We start from the raw sequence: 18,931 nt of genomic DNA, 5'->3' as shown, positions 1-18,931 counted from the left end.
TTTTCAAAATAGAGAAAAGAATATTATATTAGATAGAGCATGAAAGATGGTAGAAGCTAAGATAGAGCCGGTTTCCTCACGAAGGTAGCCAAATATAAGAGATGGTAAGAAGACCCCAACATTTACGGGAGTTATACCCTTAAAAAGGTGAACGACTGTGAAAAGGATAGAGGTAAGTATAATGCTTTTCCAAGGATTTAGGGTAAGCTTCGATATCTCCGTTTGGAGATACCCTCTAAAAAAGAGCTCTTCAGGTAAAGCTACACCGATAAATTGATATAAAGCTGCGCTAAAGGTTATACCCCTAAAGCCCTGACTAATAGACAAAGCTATGGAGGCTATAGTGAAAGGTAAGAGAAAGATTAATGAAGCTAAAGCGCAAAGCTTTAAAGATTTTTCCCAGCTTTTTAGTGTTATTCCATAGCTCTCCCAATGTTTCTTTGGAACGATTAAGAGAGGAAGATAAAGCATGTAGGCTATAGCTAAGTCTCTCTTTAACCAGATCGTTAAGAAAAGCCCAATGTAGCTAAACAAAACTTTCAAAAACCTGGTTTCCAAGAAGAAGACCCCTTTCGGTTAGCTTTATTCTATTTTGATCTTCTTCAAGAAGTCCCTCTTTTTTCAATTTTTCTATAATTTCTTTATATTTTTCTTCTATCCTAATGCCGAACCTTTTAAAGAAGCCCTCTTTATCTATGCCTTCTAACATTCTTAAGTTCATAAATATGGTTTCCTTCATTTCCTCTTCCTTGTCTATCCTTATAACCTCTGAATATCCTAAGAACCAATCAAAGTTTTCTTCCCTTTTAAATCTCCATCCTTCGTAAAAAGAGGAAGCTCCCGGTCCTATTCCTATATAGGGTTCGTTTTTCCAGTAAGTAATGTTATGTTGGCAAAAGTGCCCTTCAATGGCAAAGTTAGAAATCTCATAGTGTATATAATTTTTCTCTTTAAGGAGGTTCTTTGCCATAGTGAAAGCTTCATATCCTTCATCTTCCGGAAGTTCATATAGCCCTGATTTAATTTCCTCGTATAAGGGGGTTTTTTCTTCGAGAATTAGACTATAAAGTGAAAGATGCGGAGGGGAAAAGGAAAGCACCTCCCTTAGCGTTTTTTCCCATTCATCTAAAGTTTGGGTTGGTATAGCATATATTAAATCTACGTTCCAGCTCTTAAAGTTAACTTTACTAACAAGTTCCATTGCCTCTATAGCCTCTTGAGCTGAGTGAGGTCTTCCCAAGATTTTGAGTAGCCTGTCATTTAGACTCTGTATTCCTAAGCTTAGCCTGTTTACCCCTTCCTCTTTAAGGCCTTTAAGCTTCTTTTCGTTTATGGTTTTAGGGTTAGCTTCGACTGTTATCTCAGCGTTTTCACTTATATTGAAGCTCTCTTTAATTTTTCTTAGTATTAGAACTAACGTTTCTTCGTCATATACGGTTGGTGTTCCTCCACCTATATAGATGGTTTTTATTACCTTTTCGGATAGTTTCTCGCGCCAGAAATCTATCTCTTTAAATAAATTTCTTAGATATCTTTGAGATAATTGATCTTCAAAGGGAATAGAAAAGAAATTACAATATTTACACTTTCTTATACAAAAAGGAACATGCACATAAAGGGCTATCATTCTTTCTCTAGCTTCATTAAAGCTAAGAAGGCCTCTGTTGGGACATTTACCTTTCCTAAGGCTTTCATTCTCTTTTTACCTTCCTTTTGCTTTTCTAATAGCTTTTTCTTTCTTGTTACATCTCCACCGTAGCATTTTGCAAGAACATCTTTTCTTAAAGGTTTAATATCGACTCTTGCTATAACCTTTTTTCCTATAGCTGCTTGGATCGCTACTTCGAATAGCTGACGAGGTATCATCTCTTTTAGCTTTTGAAGGAGAGCTAAAGCCTTATGGTAGGCTTTCTCCCTGTGGACTATAAAGGAGAAGGCATCTACAGGTTCATAATGAATGAGTATATCTACTTTTACCAAATCAGAAGTTTTATAACCTATAGGTTCGTAATCCATTGATGCGTATCCTTTGCTTAGCGATTTTAGTTTATCGTGAAAGTCGATGATTATTTCCGCAAGCGGAACCTCGTATATAAGCATGACCCTTTCTGGACTTAAGTAATCCATGCTTTTGAAAGAACCTCTTCTTTCCTGAAGGAAGGACATTATGTTTCCAACGAATTCTGTTGGAGTGAATATGGTTACTCTAGCGAAAGGCTCCTGTATTTCTCTTATCTCTCCCAGAGGTGGAAACTTGGCAGGGTTATCTATCTCTAAAACCTCTTCAGAGTGTTTTACTACCTTGTATACTACGTTAGGTGCGGTAGCTATAAGGTCGAGTTCAAACTCTCTTCTTAGTCTCTCTAAAGCTACCTCCATATGAAGCATTCCTAGGAATCCGCATCGAAAACCTGCTCCCAAAGCTGCTGATGACTCTGGCTCAAAATAAATGGAAGCATCGTTCAATCTTAACTTTTCAAGAGCGTCTCTTAGGTTTTCAAAATCATTTCTATCTACAGGATAAACACCACAAAAAACCACCGGTTTTACCTTTTTGTAGCCTGGTAAGGGTTCTTTCGCTGGGTTTGAGGCATCGGTTATAGTATCTCCAACTCGAGCTTGTCTTATCTCTTTTATTCCTGCTATAACGTATCCAACCTCGCCTGGGCCAAGCTCATTTATAGGCTTCATATGAGGTGTAAAGATTCCAACCTCTTCTACCTCGTAAATATTTCCTGTAGACATCATGATTATTTTTTGGCCAGCCTTTATTGTCCCATCCTTGACTCTTATGTAAATTACAACACCTCTATAGCTGTTATAAATTGAGTCGAATATGAGTGCTCTTAGAGGGGCATTAGGGTCTCCTTTTGGAGGAGGTATCTGTTTTATAACCGTGTCTAATATTTCTTCTACTCCTATTCCTTCCTTTGCGCTTGCAAGTATTGCTCCAGAGGCGTCTAACCCTATGGCTTCCTCTATTTCTCTTTTAGCTCTTTCGGGATCGGCATTTGGAAGGTCTATTTTGTTTATTACCGGGATTATCTCAAGATTACTTTCTATAGCAAGGAAGGCATTTGCTACAGTCTGAGCCTCTACTCCCTGGGTTGCGTCCACGACAAGTATTGCTCCCTCACATGCGGCTAAGGAGCGAGATACCTCATAAGTGAAGTCTACATGGCCTGGTGTATCTATAAGATTTAGAACATATCCTTTGTACTCCATTCTAACCGGTTGAGCTTTGATGGTTATGCCTCTTTCTCTTTCTATTTCAAGCATATCGAGGTATTGCTCTACCATTTTCCTTTCCGGTATGGTTCCTGTGATCTCAAGAAATCGATCAGCCAGGGTTGATTTTCCATGATCTATATGGGCTATTATACAGAAGTTTCTAATCCTTTCAGGGGCTATCATAAATTATCTATATCCCTCCTTAAAAATTTTTCTAACACTTCGAGCCCCTTGATTAAAATTTCGCTTTCAAAACCAAAACCGATTCTTATATGCTCGGGCATATCAAAGCAGCTTCCGGGTACAAGAAGAACACTGTCTCTTTCCATGAGAGCCTTACAAAGATCCTCGCTATTCTCTACTTTCTTTAACCAAGGGAAACAAACACAACCTTCTTTTGGAGGAATCCAATCTATAATGTCCCTGTTTTTTTCCATCCAATTGGAGATTATATCAAAGTTTTTCCTCAATATATCTCTGCTTCTTTTAAGAATTTTGTCTTTATTCTGAAGCGCTTTATAAGCTAAAAACTGATTTAATGGAGAGATGGATATCGCAACATAATCTCTGATCTTCCAGCATCTCTCTATGAAGCTTTTTGGAGCGATTATCCAGCCTATTCTTAAACCAGGTAAACCGAAGCTTTTTGAGAGTCCTCCTGTGACTATTACTTCATTAGAAAGCTTCCTTGCTGATGGTGTTATAGGATTTTCTTTTGAGAGGTTAAGATAAACTTGATCAAACATTATCTTCTTACCGGCCTTAATCAGGTTTTCTATTATATATTGCATCTTTTCCTCTTCGAGAGCTGCTCCCGTGGGATTGTGTGGATGGTTCAAGATAACTGCTTGAGAGTCTCTAGCGGTTTCTAATAGTTCTTCTACATCTACTGAGAATCCATTTTCTCTTTTAAGCCTGTAAAGCTTAACTTTTTTCCCAAATGCTTTAGGTAGCTCATAAAGCTGATTATATTCTGGAAATTCGGCTAAAAAGGTTTCACATTCTTCAGAGAGAGCAGCTATGGCAAGAAAGTTTGCTTCTATAGATCCGTTTGTGATCAATACCTCCTCAGGGTTTGTATTAAGAAAAAGCTTTGAAACTTCCTCTCTAAGAATGCTTATCCCTTGAATTTCTCCATAGTCAAGTTTTATGTCAAGTAGCTCTTCCCATCGGAAATCGGTAATTTCTTTAAGTTCCCTTAGGGATAAGGGAGCTATCGATGTTTCTCCAAGGTGATATTTAGCCTTTGGTTCATGCTCGTTAAGCCATGCCTCTACCTTGAAGGGTTTAAAATACAAAAAGAAACACCTCCTTAATATTGAAGAAAGCAAATTATATTATAACATAGCTGTGTTATAATAGTTTTTAGTCACTTAAGCTATGGAGGGATCAACATGTTTGACGCAGCTGAGTTTGTTGAGAGAGCTGTTTCCTGGATCAGGGATGAAATAGGAGAGGCTGGAGCTAAAGGGGGGGTTGTTGGTATAAGTGGTGGGGTTGACTCTGCCGTGGTTGCCCTACTATTGAAGAGAGCAATGGGGGAAAATATGCTTGGGCTCATAATGCCTTGTCGTTCTGTTTCATCAGATCTTAGTGATGCTTTAGAATTTGTTAAAGCTTTTGAAATTCCTTATAGACTGGTAGATCTCTCTTCTATTTACGAGGCTTTTCTTAATATCTTAGGTGAAGTTGATAAGAGGGGAGACATTGCTTTGGCTAATATTAAGCCTCGCTTAAGGATGATAACCCTTTACTACTTTGCAAATAGGCTTAACTATCTTGTGGTCGGAACTGGGAATAGGAGTGAGCTTGAGGTTGGATATTTCACTAAGTATGGGGATGGTGGAGTTGATATACTTCCTATAGGAAGTTTGGTTAAGTCTGAGGTGAGAGAGGTTGCTAGACATCTCGGTGTTCCGGAGAAAATAATACATAAACCGCCAACTGCTGGACTTTGGGATGGACAAACCGATGAGGGGGAAATGGGCATAACTTACGAAGTTCTTGATAAATATCTTCTTGAGGGTAAAGCTGATCCTGATATAGTTAGAAAAATCGAGGGAATGAGAAAGAGAAGCGATCATAAGAGGATGCCTCCAAAGGTACTCCTCTTCAAGAAATAGGGAGGTGTTTTTTCATGGCGGGTCATTCTAAGTGGGCAAATATTAGACATAGGAAGGCCCAGGTTGATGCTCAGAGAGGAAAGCTTTTTGCTAAAGTTATAAGAGCTATAATTACAGCAGCCCGTGAGGGTGGAGGGGATCCGGAAAAGAATCCTAGGTTAAGGCTTGCTATCCAGTGGGCTCGTGAAGTTAATATGCCTTCGGAGAATGTAAAAAGAGCTATTCAGCGTGGAACAGGCGAAATCCCAGGTGCTGCCTATGAGGAAGTCAGCTATGAGGGTTATGGGCCTGGTGGTGTTGCTGTCTTGGTTGAAGCTATGACTGATAATAGGAATAGGACAACGGCGGAGATAAGACATATTTTCAGTAGATACGGTGGAAGCCTTGGCGAGGTTGGTTGCGTGAGCTGGGTATTTGAGAGAAAAGGGATTTTGAGTTTCGAAGGGGTTAGTGAGGACAAGGTAATGGAAGTAGCTCTCGATGCAGGGGCGGAAGATGTTAGAGTTCAAAGCGATGGAACTATCGAGGTTATTACTGACTCTAAAGATTTCATGGCTGTTAGAGAAGCTTTCGAAAAGGCTAAAATTAAGCCTGTGCGGGCCGAAGTAACTATGATTCCAAAGAGCACTACTCGTCTTGAGGGAGAGGATGCTGTAAGGATGCTTAAGCTAATGGAGGCGCTTGAGGATCACGATGACGTTCAGCATGTATATGCTAACTTTGACATACCTGATGAAATAATGGAGAAGATCGGTGCTGCAGCGTGAGGGTAATGGGAATTGATCCGGGTTTAAGAGAACTAGGTTATGTGATACTAGAAGAGGGTTTTAAGCTTCTTAAATCTGATACGCTGTATACCTATCCAGACCTTGAAAAAGCAGAGAGATTAAAAATTATATATGAGCGTTTAGAAGAGGAGGTAAGGATATACTCCCCTTTTCTTGTCTGTATGGAGAAGGTCTTTTTTCATAAAAATGTTAAAAGCGCTATGGAAGTGGGAGAGGTAAGAGGAGTTGTATCTCTTTTATGTGCTCAAAGAGGAATTAAACTTTTAGAGATCTCTCCTCTTGAGCTTAAGAAAGCTTTAACCAACTGGGGAAGAGCTTCTAAGAAGGAAATAGCAGAGGTTTTAAAGAGGTTTTTTGGTTTAAGTTTTTCTACATCGCATGAGTTTGATGCAGCGGCCTTAGCTATATGTGGTTTGACTTATCTAAAGAGGTGTAGTTCTTTTAATGATAGATTATCTGAGGGGAAAGGCAGTTGAAAAAAAGGAGAAAGAGTTATTTCTTGACGTAAATGGTTTTGGTTTTAAGGTTTTTGTTGTTTCGAGAGACCTTTCCTTAATTCGGGAAGGGGATGAGGTTCTACTTTATGTTTACCTGAACTACAAAGGGGAAAGGCTTGAGCTTTTTGGATTTTTAAGGAGGGAAGATAGGGATTTTTTTGAGAGGCTTTTAAGTATAACGAAAATAGGAACTAGGATCTCCTTTGAGATTTTAGAGAAGTTTTCTTGGAAGGAATTTTTAGATGCTATTGAGAGGGAGGATGTGGTTCTTCTCTCTTCTATTCCTAAGGTTGGGGAGAAAAGAGCTAAAAGGATTATCTTTGAGCTTAAGGGTGAGCTATTAAGTGGCGAGGGAATTTTCTCTGAGGTCAAGGATGCCCTTTTAAGTTTAGGGTATAGCGAGAGGGAAGCTAATATGGCAATCTTAAAGTTAGCAAGGTATGGGATTGGTTCTAGGAAGGTTGAGGATTTGGTGAAAGAGGCTTTATCTTTCCTTAAGGGGGACAATTAAGCGTTGGAAGCTTGGGAGAAATCCTTAAGGCCGAAAACGCTTGCTGATTTTATTGGTCAAGGGGAGCTTAAAAAGAGGATATCTTTACTTATAGAGGCCTCAAAGGCTCGTGGAGATTCTCCAGATCACATACTGTTTTACGGTCCACCAGGTCTAGGTAAGACGACATTGGCGAGTATTATAGCTAATGAGCTATCTTCTCCGTTTTTTCAGCTAAGTGGTCCATCTATTTCAAGGGCTGGAGATCTTGCAGCTATATTAAGTGGCCTTGAGAAGGGTAGTGTTCTTTTTATAGATGAGGTCCATAGAATACCCCGATCTTGTGAGGAGATGCTTTACTCTGCTATGGAGGATTATAGGATTGATATAGTTGTAGGTAAGGGAGTGATGGCTAAAACTATAAGTATAGATCTTCCTCCTTTTACTCTTATAGGAGCGACGACAAGGCTTGGCCTTTTAACTGGTGCCTTAAGGAGTAGATTTGGTGTTATAGAAAGGATAGATTTTTATCCTGTAGAGGAGCTTGAACAGATAGTGTTTCGTTCAGCTATGATATTGGGAGTAGAGATATCAAAAGAGGCTGCTAAGGAGGTGGCCATAAGAGGTAGAGGGACTCCGAGAATAGTAAATAGGTTATTAAAGAGGATAAGAGATTATGCTCAGGTTGAAGGAAGAGAGTTCATAGATAGGGAGCTTACTTTAAGGGCATTAGATTTTTATGGTGTAGATCCTTATGGGTTGGATCTGACGGATTGGAGGCTTATCTCAATCATAATAGAGAAGTTTTCCGGTGGTCCTGTTGGTATAGAGACTCTTGCAGCGGCTTTAAATGAAGAGCCTGATACTATATCTGAGGTGTATGAGCCTTATCTCATGAGAATGGGCTTTATAGAGAGGACTAAAAGAGGAAGAGTTGCGACCCAAAGAGCTTATGAAATCTGGAAAAGGAGGGGTTGCAATGGAATCTTTGGGTAAAATCTTGATAATTTTTGGTCTGATAATAGTTATTACAGGGCTTGTATTAACTTTCGCTCCAAAGATTCCTTATATCGGTAAGCTTCCAGGAGATATATATGTAGAGAGAAAGGGAATGGTGATCTACTTCCCCATAGTTACAAGTCTAGTTTTAAGTTTGGTGTTAACTTTGCTTTTGAATTTGATTTTTAGGAGGTGAATTTAAAATTTTTGACTACGAGTTTCCAGAAGAGCTTATAGCTCAGGAGCCTATTAGTCCGAGAGATCACTCACGATTGATGGTTTTAAGGAGAAAAGAAGGGACAATAGAACATGCGATATTTTATATGTTACCGCGATTCTTAAAAGAGGGGGATCTTCTCGTTTTTAATAAAAGCAAGGTTATAAAAGCTCGGCTTTTAGGAACAAAGAAGGGTGGTAGCGCTAAAGTAGAGCTTCTACTTATAAGAAGATTTGATGATAGTTTGTGGGAGGTTATAGCCAGACCAGCTAAGAGGCTTAAAAAGGGAACTGAAGTTGTGTTTGAGGATGGTTTAACTTGTGTGGTTGAGGAGGTTTTAGAAGAGGGCTTTAGAAGGGTTCGTTTCTCAGTTGGAGGGGAGAAGTTTCTGGAGTTGCTTGATAGAATAGGGGAAGTACCTGTTCCTCCTTATATAAAGAAAGATGTGGAGGATCCTAATCGTTATCAAACTGTTTATGCTGAAGTTCCTGGATCAGTTGCTGCTCCAACTGCAGGATTTCACTTTACTGAAAGGCTGTTAGAAGAGCTTAGGAAGATGGGTGTAAGGACTGCTTTTCTTGTTCTTCACGTTGGTGCTGCTACTTTTCTTCCTGTGAGAGGAGATGTGAGTGAACACAAAGTTCCCCCTGAGTATTATGAGGTTTCTGAAGAATGTGCTTTAGAGGTTAATTCTGCTTTGAAAGAGGGACGAAGAGTTATAGCTGTTGGGACGACCACCACAAGGGTTTTAGAGAGCGTTTGCGATAGTGAAGGTTTCATATCTCCTGGGAGAGGATGGACTGACTTATTTATTCTTCCCGGCTTTAATTTTAGGATCATAAGCGGTCTTATAACTAACTTTCATCTTCCAAGGACGACCTTGCTGGCCTTGGTTTCGGCTTTTGCAGGTGAGGAGTTTTTGAAAAGGGCGTATGAAATAGCTGTTAGGGAGAGGTATCGCCTATATAGCTTTGGCGATGCCATGCTGATTCTTTGAAGGGGGTGACCTAGTTATGGGATTGGTATTAGGTGCGTTAACCCCCCATCCGCCTATAATAATCCCTGAGATAGGTGGGCTTGAGCTTGAAAAGGTTAAGAGTACCGTTGATAGTTTAAGAAAGCTTGCTAAAAAACTTAAGGAGATAGATGTTAAAAGGCTTATAATTATAACTCCTCATAATATAGTTCTTGGTGACGCTCTTGGAGTTCTTTGGGCTGATGGTTTTAAAGGTAGCTTGGGGCAGTTTGGGGGACCGAGGGATTTCTCTTATCCCTCAGATAGAGATTTTGTGGAGCGTTTTGTTAGAGAAGCTCAAGATAAACGCCTCCCTGTCGATTTTATAAGAAACTCTCGATTAGATCATGGTACTTTAGTTCCTCTTTACTATCTTTTAGGAGTTAAGGCGAGTATTCCTATAGTTGTTTTAAGTTTTGCTTTTCTTCCTTCACATACTCTTTACGAAATCGGCGCTTTTTTGGAGGAGTTTCTTTCTAGGGATCCGGTTCCTACATGCATTATAGCCAGCGGTGATCTATCCCATAGATTAACTCATGATGCTCCTGCTGGATACTCTCCTCAGGGTAGGGAGTTTGATAGGAGGATAGTGGAGATAATAAAGGGTTTTAGAAAAGAGGATATTCTAAATATGGATCCTTATTTCCTGGAAGAGGCTGGTGAGTGTGGTTACAGACCGATCGTTATTTTGTTTGGTGCCTTTGATAAATGGGAAGTAAAAACGGAGATTTTATCTTACGAGGGTCCTTTTGGTGTTGGCTATTGTGTAGCAGCTATATATCCTCAAAGGAGGCTGGTTTGGGAAGAGCATCCTCTGGTGAGATTAGCTCGAAAGGCGGTTGAGTCTTATGTTAAACAGGGTAAGGTTATATCTCCGCCTCCCCCCTCAGAATTGACTCCCGAGATGAAGGAGAGGGCTGGAGTATTCGTTTCCATAAAAAAGAAGGGGAAGTTAAGGGGTTGTATAGGTACTTATCTTCCTACTTGTAGAAATGTCGCTGAGGAGGTAATAAGGAATGCTATAGCTGCTTGTAGCGAGGATCCTCGCTTTGATCCCGTTAGAGAAGATGAATTACCCCTTTTAGAGTACTCTGTGGATATCTTAACAGAACCGGAGCCTGTTGATGACTTAGCCGAGCTTGATCCTAAGCTTTACGGAGTTATAGTTGAAGCTTCTGATGGTAGAAAAGGTCTTCTTCTTCCCGATCTTGAAGGGGTAGATACAGTTGAAGAGCAGATAGAAATTGCCTCCAGAAAGGCAGGTATTCTTCCTGGAGAGTCAAAAAGGATTTATAAATTTACGGTCAGGAGGTATAAGTAAGTGATACCTAAGGAAGCGCTTTTTTATGAAGCTCTCCAGGAAAAGAGGGTAAAATGCCTTTTGTGTCCTCATAACTGTGTAATTCCTGATGGAGCTTTAGGATTATGTAGAGCTAGGGAAAATAAAGGAGGAAAGCTTTTTACAAGGATATACGGTGAGTGTGCGGCTATAAATATGGACCCTATTGAGAAAAAGCCCCTTTATCATTTTTATCCTGGTACCAAGATTCTGTCTATAGGAACGCTTTACTGTAATTTCTCCTGTAAGTTTTGCCAAAACTGGCATCTTGTTCGAGGAGAGGTGAGAACTGAGTATGTACCTCCTGATAGAATAGTTGAAGCGGCTATAGCTTATAAGAGTATTGGTATAGCTTATACTTATAACGAGCCAACGATCTGGTATGAATTCGTCTATGATACAGCTAAGCTTGCTAAAGAGAGAGGGCTTAAAAATGTTCTTGTTACCAATGGCTTTATAGAAGAGGCTCCCTTAAGGGAACTTCTTCCTTTCATAGATGCTATGAATATAGATCTTAAAGCTTCAAATGATGATTTTTATAAGCGTTTATGCGGAGGAAGGCTTGATCCGGTCTTAAGGACGATAAAGCTGGCGAATTCCTCATGTCTCGTTGAGGTTACCAATCTCCTTGTTACAGGTGAAAACGACTCTGATGAGGATATTAAGCTGGTGGTGAATCTAGTTTATGAGATAGATCCTCTAATTCCTCTTCACTTTTCAAGGTATTTCCCACAATATAAAATGTCTAATCCTCCGACGCCACTTTCAAGACTTTATAGGGCCTATGAGATAGCAAGAAGTAAGATGCCTTATGTTTACTTAGGCAATATCTGGGAGGAAAAATATGAAACTACTTATTGCTTAAGTTGTGGTAAGCCTGTTTTGAAAAGAAGCGGCTATAGCATTATTGAGATAAATCTTGAGGGGAAAAGGTGTGTCTTTTGTGGAGCTGAGAATAGATTCATCCTTTGATTTGGAGGGATACTAAGATGAAAGAAGTTGTGATAGATGGAGAAAACCTTCGGATTGAGGATTTTGTTAAAGTTGCTAAATATGGTTGGAAAGTAAGAATAGCTTCGGGTGTTAAGGAAAAGGTGGACAAGTCAAGAAGGGTAGTTGAGGAGGCAATATCTTCTAAGAAGATCATTTATGGAATAACTACGGGTTTTGGAGATCTCGCTAAGGTAGCCATACCTACTGATAAAATCAAGGAATTACAGAGGAATCTTGTAAGAAGTCATGCCTGTGGAGTTGGAGATCCATTTCCCCCTTCCATAGTTAAAGGAGCTATGCTTTTAAGGCTTAATGCTTTAGCCAAAGGGTATTCTGGTGTTAGATACGAAATTCTTGAATTTTTGGCGGAGATGATAAATAGAGATATCTGTCCATATGTTCCTATGAAAGGTTCAGTTGGCGCTAGTGGAGATTTAGCCCCTCTTGCTCATATAGCTTTAGCGATGATGGGAGAAGGGAATGTCTTCTATAAAGGGAAACTACTTCCTGCATCTTTAGCCTTTAAGGAGGAGCTCTTGCCTCCGATAGTTTTTGATGCGAAGGAAGGCTTAGCCTTAATAAATGGGACTTCAATGATGGCTTCGGTGGGTGGTTTTGCTCTTTATGAGGCTTCAAAGATCCTTAAGCTTGCTGATGTTTCTCTTTCATTGAGCATAGAAGCTTTAAAGGGTATTCCAGACGCTTTTGACTTGAGGATTCATCGACTTCGTCCTCATCCAGGGCAAGAGGCCTGTGCCTCTAACGTTTTAAAGCTTATTGAGGGAAGTGAAATAATTTATCTTTCACCTAGGGAGAGGACTCAGGATGCTTATTCTATAAGATGTGCTCCTCAAGTTCATGGGGCTGCAAGGGATGCGCTATCTTTTTTAAGAGGAATTTTAGAGAGAGAGTTTAACTCTGTTACTGATAACCCCCTTGTTTTTCCCGAGGATAAGGAGATACTTTCTGGAGGTAACTTTCATGGAGAGCCATTAGCTATAGGTATGGATCTGCTTTCTATAGCTTTATCTGAGGTAGCTAACATTTCAGAGCGAAGGGTAGCAAGATTAGTTGATGGGCATTTAAGTAACCTGCCGGACTTTCTGATTTTCTCTAAGGGATTGAACTCTGGATTCATGATTCCTCAATATGTAGCTGCAGCCCTGGTGTCTGAGAATAAAGTCTTGGCTCATCCGGCGGCTGTGGATTCTATTCCTACTTCTGCCAATCAAGAGGATCATGTAAGTATGGGTATGAATTCGGGTTTAAAGCTTCTTAATATTATTGACAATGTATATAAAGTCTTGGCTATTGAAATGCTTGTAGCTTGTCAGGGTATAGATTTTAGAAGCCCTTTAAAGCCTGGAAAAGGCACAATTAAGGCCTATTCTATGATAAGGGAAGAAGTACCGTTTCTTGTGGAAGATTCTCCCCTATATATAGATATATCAAAGGTTGAAAAGATCTTGAAGGGGGATCTTTTTTTGGAGGAAGTGGAGGGCGCTGTAAATGGTTTATTCTGATAGTTTGAAAGGGTATGTTTTTGTTTTCCTAGCTGCGTTTTTCTGGGCTAATATAGCTATATTAGGAAGGATCCTTTTCAAGGCAGGAATGTCACCTTATGAGGTGGTTTTTTGGAGAGCCTTGTTAGCCTGTCTTATAGTTGGGGCTTATCTTTATCTTTCGAAAAAAGGCTTTCTTCGTGGTATAAAGAAAGGTGATTTCTTCTATCTTGCGCTTCTTGGCAGTATAGGAGTAGGGTTCAATTACTTGGGTTTTATTGCTTCTATAAAATATATTAAGATAGCTACTGCGCTTTTAATCCTCTATACGTTTCCCTCATTGGTAGTGGTTTTAGGGAGGATCTTTTTAGGGGAAAGGATAACTAGGGTAAAGCTCTTATCTCTTTTTCTGTCCATGATAGGTTTGGTAATCATCTTGGGAGGGGATATCGTGTTTTCTCCTGAAGGTTACTTTTGGGCCTTGATCTCTGCGATCGGTAATGCCTCTTATGCTTTAATAGGAAGAAAGTTTTCAGGGAAGATCGAAAGCTTAAAGACCCTTTTTTGGGGGTTTCTTTTTGGAGCAATATTTCTCTTTGTTGTCTTACTTATAGCTGAGGGTAAGGTGAGAATTCCCACAGAGGCTGAATTCGGTTATCTTCTCATTTTAAGCTTCTTTTGTACCTTTTTACCTTATATGTTTTTCCTCTTTTCTTTTAAATATCTTGAAGCTGGTAAGGCAAGCATTGGCGCGCTTTCTGAAATCCCCATGACAACTTTTCTTGCTTTTTTATTTTTTTCTGAGAAGCTTAGCCTGTCTCATTTCCTTAGCGGTGGTTTAATAGTTTTTTCGATACTTCTTCTTATAAAGAGAGGGGGGTAGGCTTTGCTCTGGCAGCAAATAGCTAATGGTATTTCTATAGGTAGTATATATGCTTTAATAACTATGGGGTTAGCTATGGTTTATGGTATATTAAGGATACTTCATGTTGCTCATGCTGGTATTTACACTATAGGTGCCTATATTGGGCTTTACCTTTTTAATCTAACCGAGAGTTTCTTGATTTCATCTATTTTTTCAATGGCTCTTTGCGCTGTTATAGGGGTAGCCATTCAAAGATTCGTTTACTATCCTCTTCTTAGGTTTCCTCCATTCGTACCGTTAATAGCTGGAATAGCGATGTTTCTATCCATAGGAGAGATATGTAGGTTAATAGCTGGTCCATACCCTCTTTCTTTCCCTGTGGTTATACGCCTTCCCTCGATTAACGTGGCTGGAGTATCTATAGCTCCGATTCAGGTGCTTATATTTTCGGTTACGGCAGTTATACTTCTTTTTCAGTGGTTTTTAACTTCCAAGACTAGTTTTGGTTTAATGATGCGAGCTACAAGTCAAGATATGGAGATGGCTGAGGCAAGCGGAGTAGATTCTAAAAAGGTTGTCGCCTTAACCTTTGCCTTGGGATCTGCTTTCGCTGCTATAGCTGGGATACTTGTAGGGATTAATTACAATCAGGTCTATCCAAGTATGGGTGATATGCCAGCTTATAAATCCCTGGCTCTGATAGTCGTTGGGGGTTTGAGTAGCGTTCCAGGAGCTGTGATTGCTTCTCTTCTTTTAGGTATGGCAGAAACTCTTCTTATTGGTTATGCTGAAATTCCTCTTCCAAGGGATGCTTTAGCATTTATAGCAATGATAGTGGTTATTTTGCTTAAGCCTCAAGGCTTGCTTGGGAGGAGGGGATAGCTAGGTGGGTTATCTTTACACTGTCTTAACCACTCTTATGATAAACTCTATAGCTGTTTTAGGCTTAAATATAATCTTAGGATATGCTGGGCAGATCTCTCTGGGGCATGCTGCCTTTATGGGTATAGGGGCTTATGCTTCCGCTCTTCTTTCTACTAAAGCTGGGTTTCCCTTTTGGTTTTCTTTTCCCCTTGCGGTTTTAATCTCTGCTGTTATAGGTTTTCTTTTGGGACTTCCAAGTTTGAGAGTTAGGGATGACTTCCTTGCGATAACTACCATAGGCATAAACTTTATAGTTCAGGCTATTTTTCTTTATGTTCCATTTTTTGGAGCTGCTTTAGGCATTGGAGGTATTCCTAAGCCTCGAATTGGAGAGTTTGTGTTTAGGGGAGGGTATTACTCACTAATAGTACTGATAGTGCTTTTAGTTGGTATTATTTTATCCTTTAAGTTTTATAGATCTTGGGCTGGGCTTGCCTCAGAGACTATAAGGGAAGATGAACTTGCTGCTAATGTGATTGGGATAAATCCTGTGAGGTTTAAGCTCATGGCATTCGTTTTGGGTAGCGCTTATGCTGGTGCTTCAGGGGCTCTTTATGCTCATTTTATGGGATTCATAAGCTCTGATGACTTTAGCTTTCCTCTTTCTGTTACCTTTCTCTCCATGCTCGTTTTTGGTGGTGTAGGCACGATAAAGGGAAGCATTATAGGTGCTTTCTTTCTGGGAGCTCTTCCAGAAATATTGAGACCGCTTGCGCAATATAGGTTGCTCTTTTATGGTTTTCTCTTGCTTTTAATGTTAAGGTTTTGCCCAGGAGGCTTAGCCAGTCTTATTAGATTAAGGAAATAGCATAAGGGCCCCGGAAACACCTTCCGGGGCCCTTATGCTATAGCTTTGGTTCTTTGCAGAGCTCCGCGAGTCTCTTTAAGAATCTTGCTGCAGGTGCTCCATCTATTACTCTATGGTCAAAGGTTAAAGAAAACCATATTTTTTCTCTAAACCTTATACCATCTTCATTAATTTCCGGGACCTTTCTTATTTTCCCTATTCCAAGTATCGCTACCTCTGGTGGGTTTATAATGGGTGTGAATATATCTATTTCTAGCATTCCAAGGTTAGATATCGTAAAGGTGGATCCTGTTATGTCATCCAAGGTATATTTCTTACTTTCTATTTTTTCTGCTATTTCAGAAAGCTCTTTTGCTATATCTTCGAGGGTCTTTTTATTAACGTTTTTTATAACTGGAACTAAAAGTCCCTCGGGCGTATCAAAGGCTACTCCTATATTAATGTTTTCAAAGACTTTAAGCTTTTCTCCATCGAAGTGCGCATTAAATTGAGGAAACTCAGGAATTAAATTGCTCAGTAGCTTCACGAATACTGCGGTTAAGCTTATTTTAACATTTGAGGATTCTTTTCGTTTTTTAAACTCTCTGAGTAGTTCAGTTACATCTATTTCCATGGTTTCGGTTACGGGAACTGCTGTGTGGAAAGATTTAGAAAGCCTTTCAGCTATGGTTTTCCTTATAGAGGTTAGAGGGATTTCTTTATAGGTTGGGGCTTCCGTCTTTTTCTCCATAGACTCTATAAACTTAAGCACGTCCTCTTTTGTGATTCTTCCCCCCTCACCGCTTCCTTTTACTAGCTTTAGGTCTATTCCCTTCTCTCTTGCTATTCTCTTAGCTAAGGGTGAAGCGTTTATTTCCTCCTCGGTTGCTACCTTTCCTGATTCAGTTTGTGAACTTAAGCTTTCATACTCTTCCCTTGATAGAGCTATTATGGCGATAGGAGTTCCAACCTTAGCAGTTTCTCCTTCTTTTACAAGGATTTTAGCCAGTATACCATCAATAGGGCTTTCTACTACATTAGTTATTTTTTCTGATGATATCTCAACAATAGCTTCTCCCCTTTTAATATTTTCACCTTCTTTTTTTAACCATCGTTCTACTTTTCCTTCTTCCATTGTTAGTCCGAACTTAGGCATTAAGAGCTCATACATTCTTTTTGCCTCCTTATTAAAGATTTGAAATCTCTTTTGCCGCCCTTATTATATCATCTTTGTGGGGAATAACCGCATCCTCGAGGGGGGGAGAAAACGGATGCGGGACATTCTTTGCTCCTATTCTCTTTATAGGAGCATCTAAATACTCAAAAGCTTCCTCATATATCGTGGCTGCTATCTCTGCTCCCCAACCTGCTCTTCTCCATGTTTCATGGGCTATAATAACCTTGTGAGTCTTTTTAACAGAGTTAATTACTGTTTCTTTATCCCAGGGAACCAAGGTTCTTAGGTCTATTACCTCGATGTCTATCCCTTCCTTTTCAAGCTCTTTTGCTGCTTCTAAAGCTTCTAATACCATTCTTGAAGTAGCTATTACTGTTACATCTTTTCCTTCTCTTTTTATATCAGCTTTGCCAAACGGTATAAAATACTCTTCTTCAGGAACTAACCCTTTTGTCTTGTAAAGCCTCTTATGTTCAAAGAAGATTACAGGATCATCGCTTCTTAAGGCGGTTTTCATTAAACCCTTTGCGTCATAGGGTGTAGAAGGAATAACGACTTTTATTCCAGGGATATGCATAAAGATGGTTTCTATAGACTGGGAATGATGTGCTGCTGCTGCCCTTGCTACGCCGTCTGGTCCTCTTAGTATTATTGGAAGCTTTCCTTGCCCGCCTGACATATATCTTATCTTCATTATCTGGTTAACTACAGAGCACATTCCAGTGAATATGAAATCTGCAAAGTGAAACTCAACAACAGGTCTTGCTCCAGCCAATGCGGCTCCAACTGCTGATCCGTATATCACTTCTTCAGATATTGGTGTATCTATTATTCTATCTTTAAACTTTCCTAGTATACATTTATAGGTTCCAAATATGCCTCCTTGCTTAGCTATGTCTTCACCATATGTGAATATGGTGGGGTCTCTCTCCATTTCCTCTCGGATTGCCTCACAAATAGCCTCAGCGAACGTTATCTCTCTCATCCTTTTCCCCCCTTTCCTAGTAATCATAGCCTCTATCATCTACGAATAGATCCGTTAGTGCATCTTCAGGTGGAGGAAGTTCACTTTCCTCTGCGAACTTTATAGCTTCTTCAATTTCCCTTTCCACTTTAGTCCATATCTCCCTCTTCTTTTCTTCGGTTAGAACCCCCTCGCTAAAGAGTTTGCTTTCAAATCTTCCTATAGGTTCCTTTTCCCAGAACTTTTTAACCTCTTCCCTTGTTCTATATAGCTCGGGATCTCCAACGAAGTGCCCCTTTAATCTGTAAGTTTTTGCCTCTATTAAGGTAGGTCCCTCACCTCTTCTTGCTCTCTCAATGGCTTCCTTTGCTGCTTCGTATACTGCAAGGACATCGTTTCCATCAACTGTAACACCAGGTATACTGTATCCCACTGCTCTTGCTGAGATATCTAAAACTGAAGTAGTTTCTGGCATGTAAGCTGTTGAGGCATACATATTGTTTTCGCAAACGAATACCACAGGTAATCTATAGATTGATGCCCAGTTTAATCCTTCATGAAAGCTTCCTCTGTTTGAAGCACCGTCGCCGAAATAGCAAACGACAACTTGGTCCGTCTTCTTAATAAGCTTAATTGCCATTCCAGCTCCGACCGCTATAGGTACTCCTCCTCCTACAACTCCATTTGCACCTAGGACTCCAAGCGAGAAATCCATTATATGCATAGATCCACCTTTACCCTTACAGTAGCCGGTTTTTTTGCCGTATAATTCAGCCATCATTAGCTTTAAATCCGCTCCTTTTGCTATCATGTGTCCATGGCCTCGATGAGTGCTTGTTATGTAATCATCAGGACGTAAGTTAGCTGAGACCCCTGCTGCTACTGCTTCTTCTCCTACATAGGAGTGAATGAAGCCGGGAATTTTGCCTTGTAGAAATAGTTCTTCTGCTTTTGTATCAAAGAGCCTTATCTTTACCATTGTCTCATAAAGCAAAAGCAAATCCTCCTTTTTCAAGCTTT

Annotated in this window: 20 protein-coding genes; 13 read left to right on the top strand and 7 right to left on the bottom strand. The window is 39.9% G+C overall.

The window, feature by feature from the left end; translation table 11 throughout:
• Nucleotides 1-3: 3 nt before the first annotated feature.
• From NZ900_03100 to NZ900_03085, 4 genes are read right to left on the bottom strand one after another with little or no spacing between them, the layout of a single operon-like run.
• Complete coding sequence (locus NZ900_03100) at nt 4-558, bottom strand: CPBP family intramembrane metalloprotease (protein MCS7233083.1); 555 nt, start codon at nt 556-558, stop codon at nt 4-6.
• Complete coding sequence (gene hemW / locus NZ900_03095) at nt 527-1,627, bottom strand: radical SAM family heme chaperone HemW (protein MCS7233082.1); 1,101 nt, start codon at nt 1,625-1,627, stop codon at nt 527-529. Before hemW ends, NZ900_03100 begins: the two co-directional genes overlap by 32 nt.
• Nucleotides 1,624-3,414, bottom strand: a complete 1,791-nt coding sequence (gene lepA / locus NZ900_03090; protein ID MCS7233081.1) for a translation elongation factor 4 — start codon at nt 3,412-3,414, stop codon at nt 1,624-1,626. The genes hemW and lepA overlap by 4 nt, the downstream gene beginning before the upstream one ends.
• Nucleotides 3,411-4,529, bottom strand: a complete 1,119-nt coding sequence (locus tag NZ900_03085; GenBank protein MCS7233080.1) for an aminotransferase class I/II-fold pyridoxal phosphate-dependent enzyme — start codon at nt 4,527-4,529, stop codon at nt 3,411-3,413. Before NZ900_03085 ends, lepA begins: the two co-directional genes overlap by 4 nt.
• A gap of 96 nt (nt 4,530-4,625) precedes the next feature.
• Here NZ900_03085 and NZ900_03080 point away from each other — a divergent pair, with 96 nt between their 5' ends.
• The 13 genes from NZ900_03080 to NZ900_03020 are packed head-to-tail and all read left to right on the top strand — an operon-like array spanning nt 4,626 to nt 15,791.
• Nucleotides 4,626-5,354, top strand: a complete 729-nt coding sequence (locus NZ900_03080) for an NAD+ synthase (GenBank protein ID MCS7233079.1) — start codon at nt 4,626-4,628, stop codon at nt 5,352-5,354.
• Nucleotides 5,355-5,368: 14 nt separating this feature from the next.
• Nucleotides 5,369-6,121, top strand: coding sequence for a YebC/PmpR family DNA-binding transcriptional regulator (locus tag NZ900_03075; GenBank protein MCS7233078.1), 753 nt, complete (start codon nt 5,369-5,371; stop codon nt 6,119-6,121).
• Nucleotides 6,122-6,126: 5 nt separating this feature from the next.
• A complete protein-coding gene (locus tag NZ900_03070; protein MCS7233077.1) occupies nt 6,127-6,618 on the top strand; it encodes a crossover junction endodeoxyribonuclease RuvC in 492 nt (163 codons plus the stop codon).
• Nucleotides 6,587-7,150, top strand: a complete 564-nt coding sequence (gene ruvA / locus NZ900_03065; GenBank protein MCS7233076.1) for a Holliday junction branch migration protein RuvA — start codon at nt 6,587-6,589, stop codon at nt 7,148-7,150. Before NZ900_03070 ends, ruvA begins: the two co-directional genes overlap by 32 nt.
• Before the next feature lie 3 nt (nt 7,151-7,153).
• Nucleotides 7,154-8,125 carry a Holliday junction branch migration DNA helicase RuvB gene (gene ruvB / locus NZ900_03060; GenBank protein ID MCS7233075.1) on the top strand — a complete coding sequence of 324 codons (972 nt, stop codon included), beginning with the start codon at nt 7,154-7,156 and terminating at the stop codon, nt 8,123-8,125.
• Nucleotides 8,109-8,324: a DUF2905 domain-containing protein gene (locus NZ900_03055; protein ID MCS7233074.1), complete on the top strand. Its 216-nt coding sequence runs from the start codon at nt 8,109-8,111 to the stop codon at nt 8,322-8,324. Before ruvB ends, NZ900_03055 begins: the two co-directional genes overlap by 17 nt.
• A 7-nt stretch (nt 8,325-8,331) precedes the next feature.
• Nucleotides 8,332-9,342, top strand: coding sequence for a tRNA preQ1(34) S-adenosylmethionine ribosyltransferase-isomerase QueA (gene queA, locus NZ900_03050; GenBank protein ID MCS7233073.1), 1,011 nt, complete (start codon nt 8,332-8,334; stop codon nt 9,340-9,342).
• A gap of 16 nt (nt 9,343-9,358) precedes the next feature.
• Nucleotides 9,359-10,681 (top strand): AmmeMemoRadiSam system protein A, encoded by a 1,323-nt coding sequence (gene amrA / locus NZ900_03045; GenBank protein MCS7233072.1) that lies wholly within the window; start codon nt 9,359-9,361, stop codon nt 10,679-10,681.
• The gene (gene amrS / locus NZ900_03040; GenBank protein ID MCS7233071.1) at nt 10,682-11,671 is read left to right on the top strand and encodes an AmmeMemoRadiSam system radical SAM enzyme; all 990 of its coding nucleotides are present in this window, start codon (nt 10,682-10,684) and stop codon (nt 11,669-11,671) included.
• A 17-nt stretch (nt 11,672-11,688) separates the two neighbouring features.
• The gene (hutH, locus tag NZ900_03035) at nt 11,689-13,215 is read left to right on the top strand and encodes a histidine ammonia-lyase (protein ID MCS7233070.1); all 1,527 of its coding nucleotides are present in this window, start codon (nt 11,689-11,691) and stop codon (nt 13,213-13,215) included.
• Entirely contained in the window at nt 13,202-14,077 is an 876-nt protein-coding gene (locus tag NZ900_03030; GenBank protein MCS7233069.1) for a DMT family transporter, read from the top strand. Before hutH ends, NZ900_03030 begins: the two co-directional genes overlap by 14 nt.
• Nucleotides 14,078-14,080: 3 nt before the next feature.
• Nucleotides 14,081-14,941 (top strand): branched-chain amino acid ABC transporter permease, encoded by an 861-nt coding sequence (locus NZ900_03025; GenBank protein MCS7233068.1) that lies wholly within the window; start codon nt 14,081-14,083, stop codon nt 14,939-14,941.
• 4 nt (nt 14,942-14,945) lie between these two features.
• Nucleotides 14,946-15,791, top strand: a complete 846-nt coding sequence (locus NZ900_03020) for a branched-chain amino acid ABC transporter permease (GenBank protein MCS7233067.1) — start codon at nt 14,946-14,948, stop codon at nt 15,789-15,791.
• 37 nt (nt 15,792-15,828) lie between these two features.
• Here the strand turns inward: NZ900_03020 and NZ900_03015 are convergent, their stop codons facing one another.
• Genes NZ900_03015 through NZ900_03005 form a run of 3 tightly spaced genes read right to left on the bottom strand, consistent with a single transcriptional unit; the run spans nt 15,829 to nt 18,890 of the window.
• The gene (locus NZ900_03015) at nt 15,829-16,941 is read right to left on the bottom strand and encodes a 2-oxo acid dehydrogenase subunit E2 (GenBank protein ID MCS7233066.1); all 1,113 of its coding nucleotides are present in this window, start codon (nt 16,939-16,941) and stop codon (nt 15,829-15,831) included.
• A gap of 16 nt (nt 16,942-16,957) precedes the next feature.
• On the bottom strand, nt 16,958-17,932 hold the full coding sequence (locus NZ900_03010; GenBank protein MCS7233065.1) for an alpha-ketoacid dehydrogenase subunit beta: 975 nt from the start codon (nt 17,930-17,932) through the stop codon (nt 16,958-16,960).
• 16 nt (nt 17,933-17,948) lie between these two features.
• Nucleotides 17,949-18,890 (bottom strand): thiamine pyrophosphate-dependent dehydrogenase E1 component subunit alpha, encoded by a 942-nt coding sequence (locus NZ900_03005; protein MCS7233064.1) that lies wholly within the window; start codon nt 18,888-18,890, stop codon nt 17,949-17,951.
• Nucleotides 18,891-18,931 lie beyond the last annotated feature (41 nt).

Source organism: Synergistota bacterium, from assembly GCA_025060595.1.
Classification (GTDB): Bacteria; Synergistota; GBS-1; order GBS-1; family GBS-1; genus 42-11.
The sequence above is the reverse complement of the archived record's forward strand: the minus strand, read 5'-3'. Positions and strand labels throughout refer to the sequence as shown.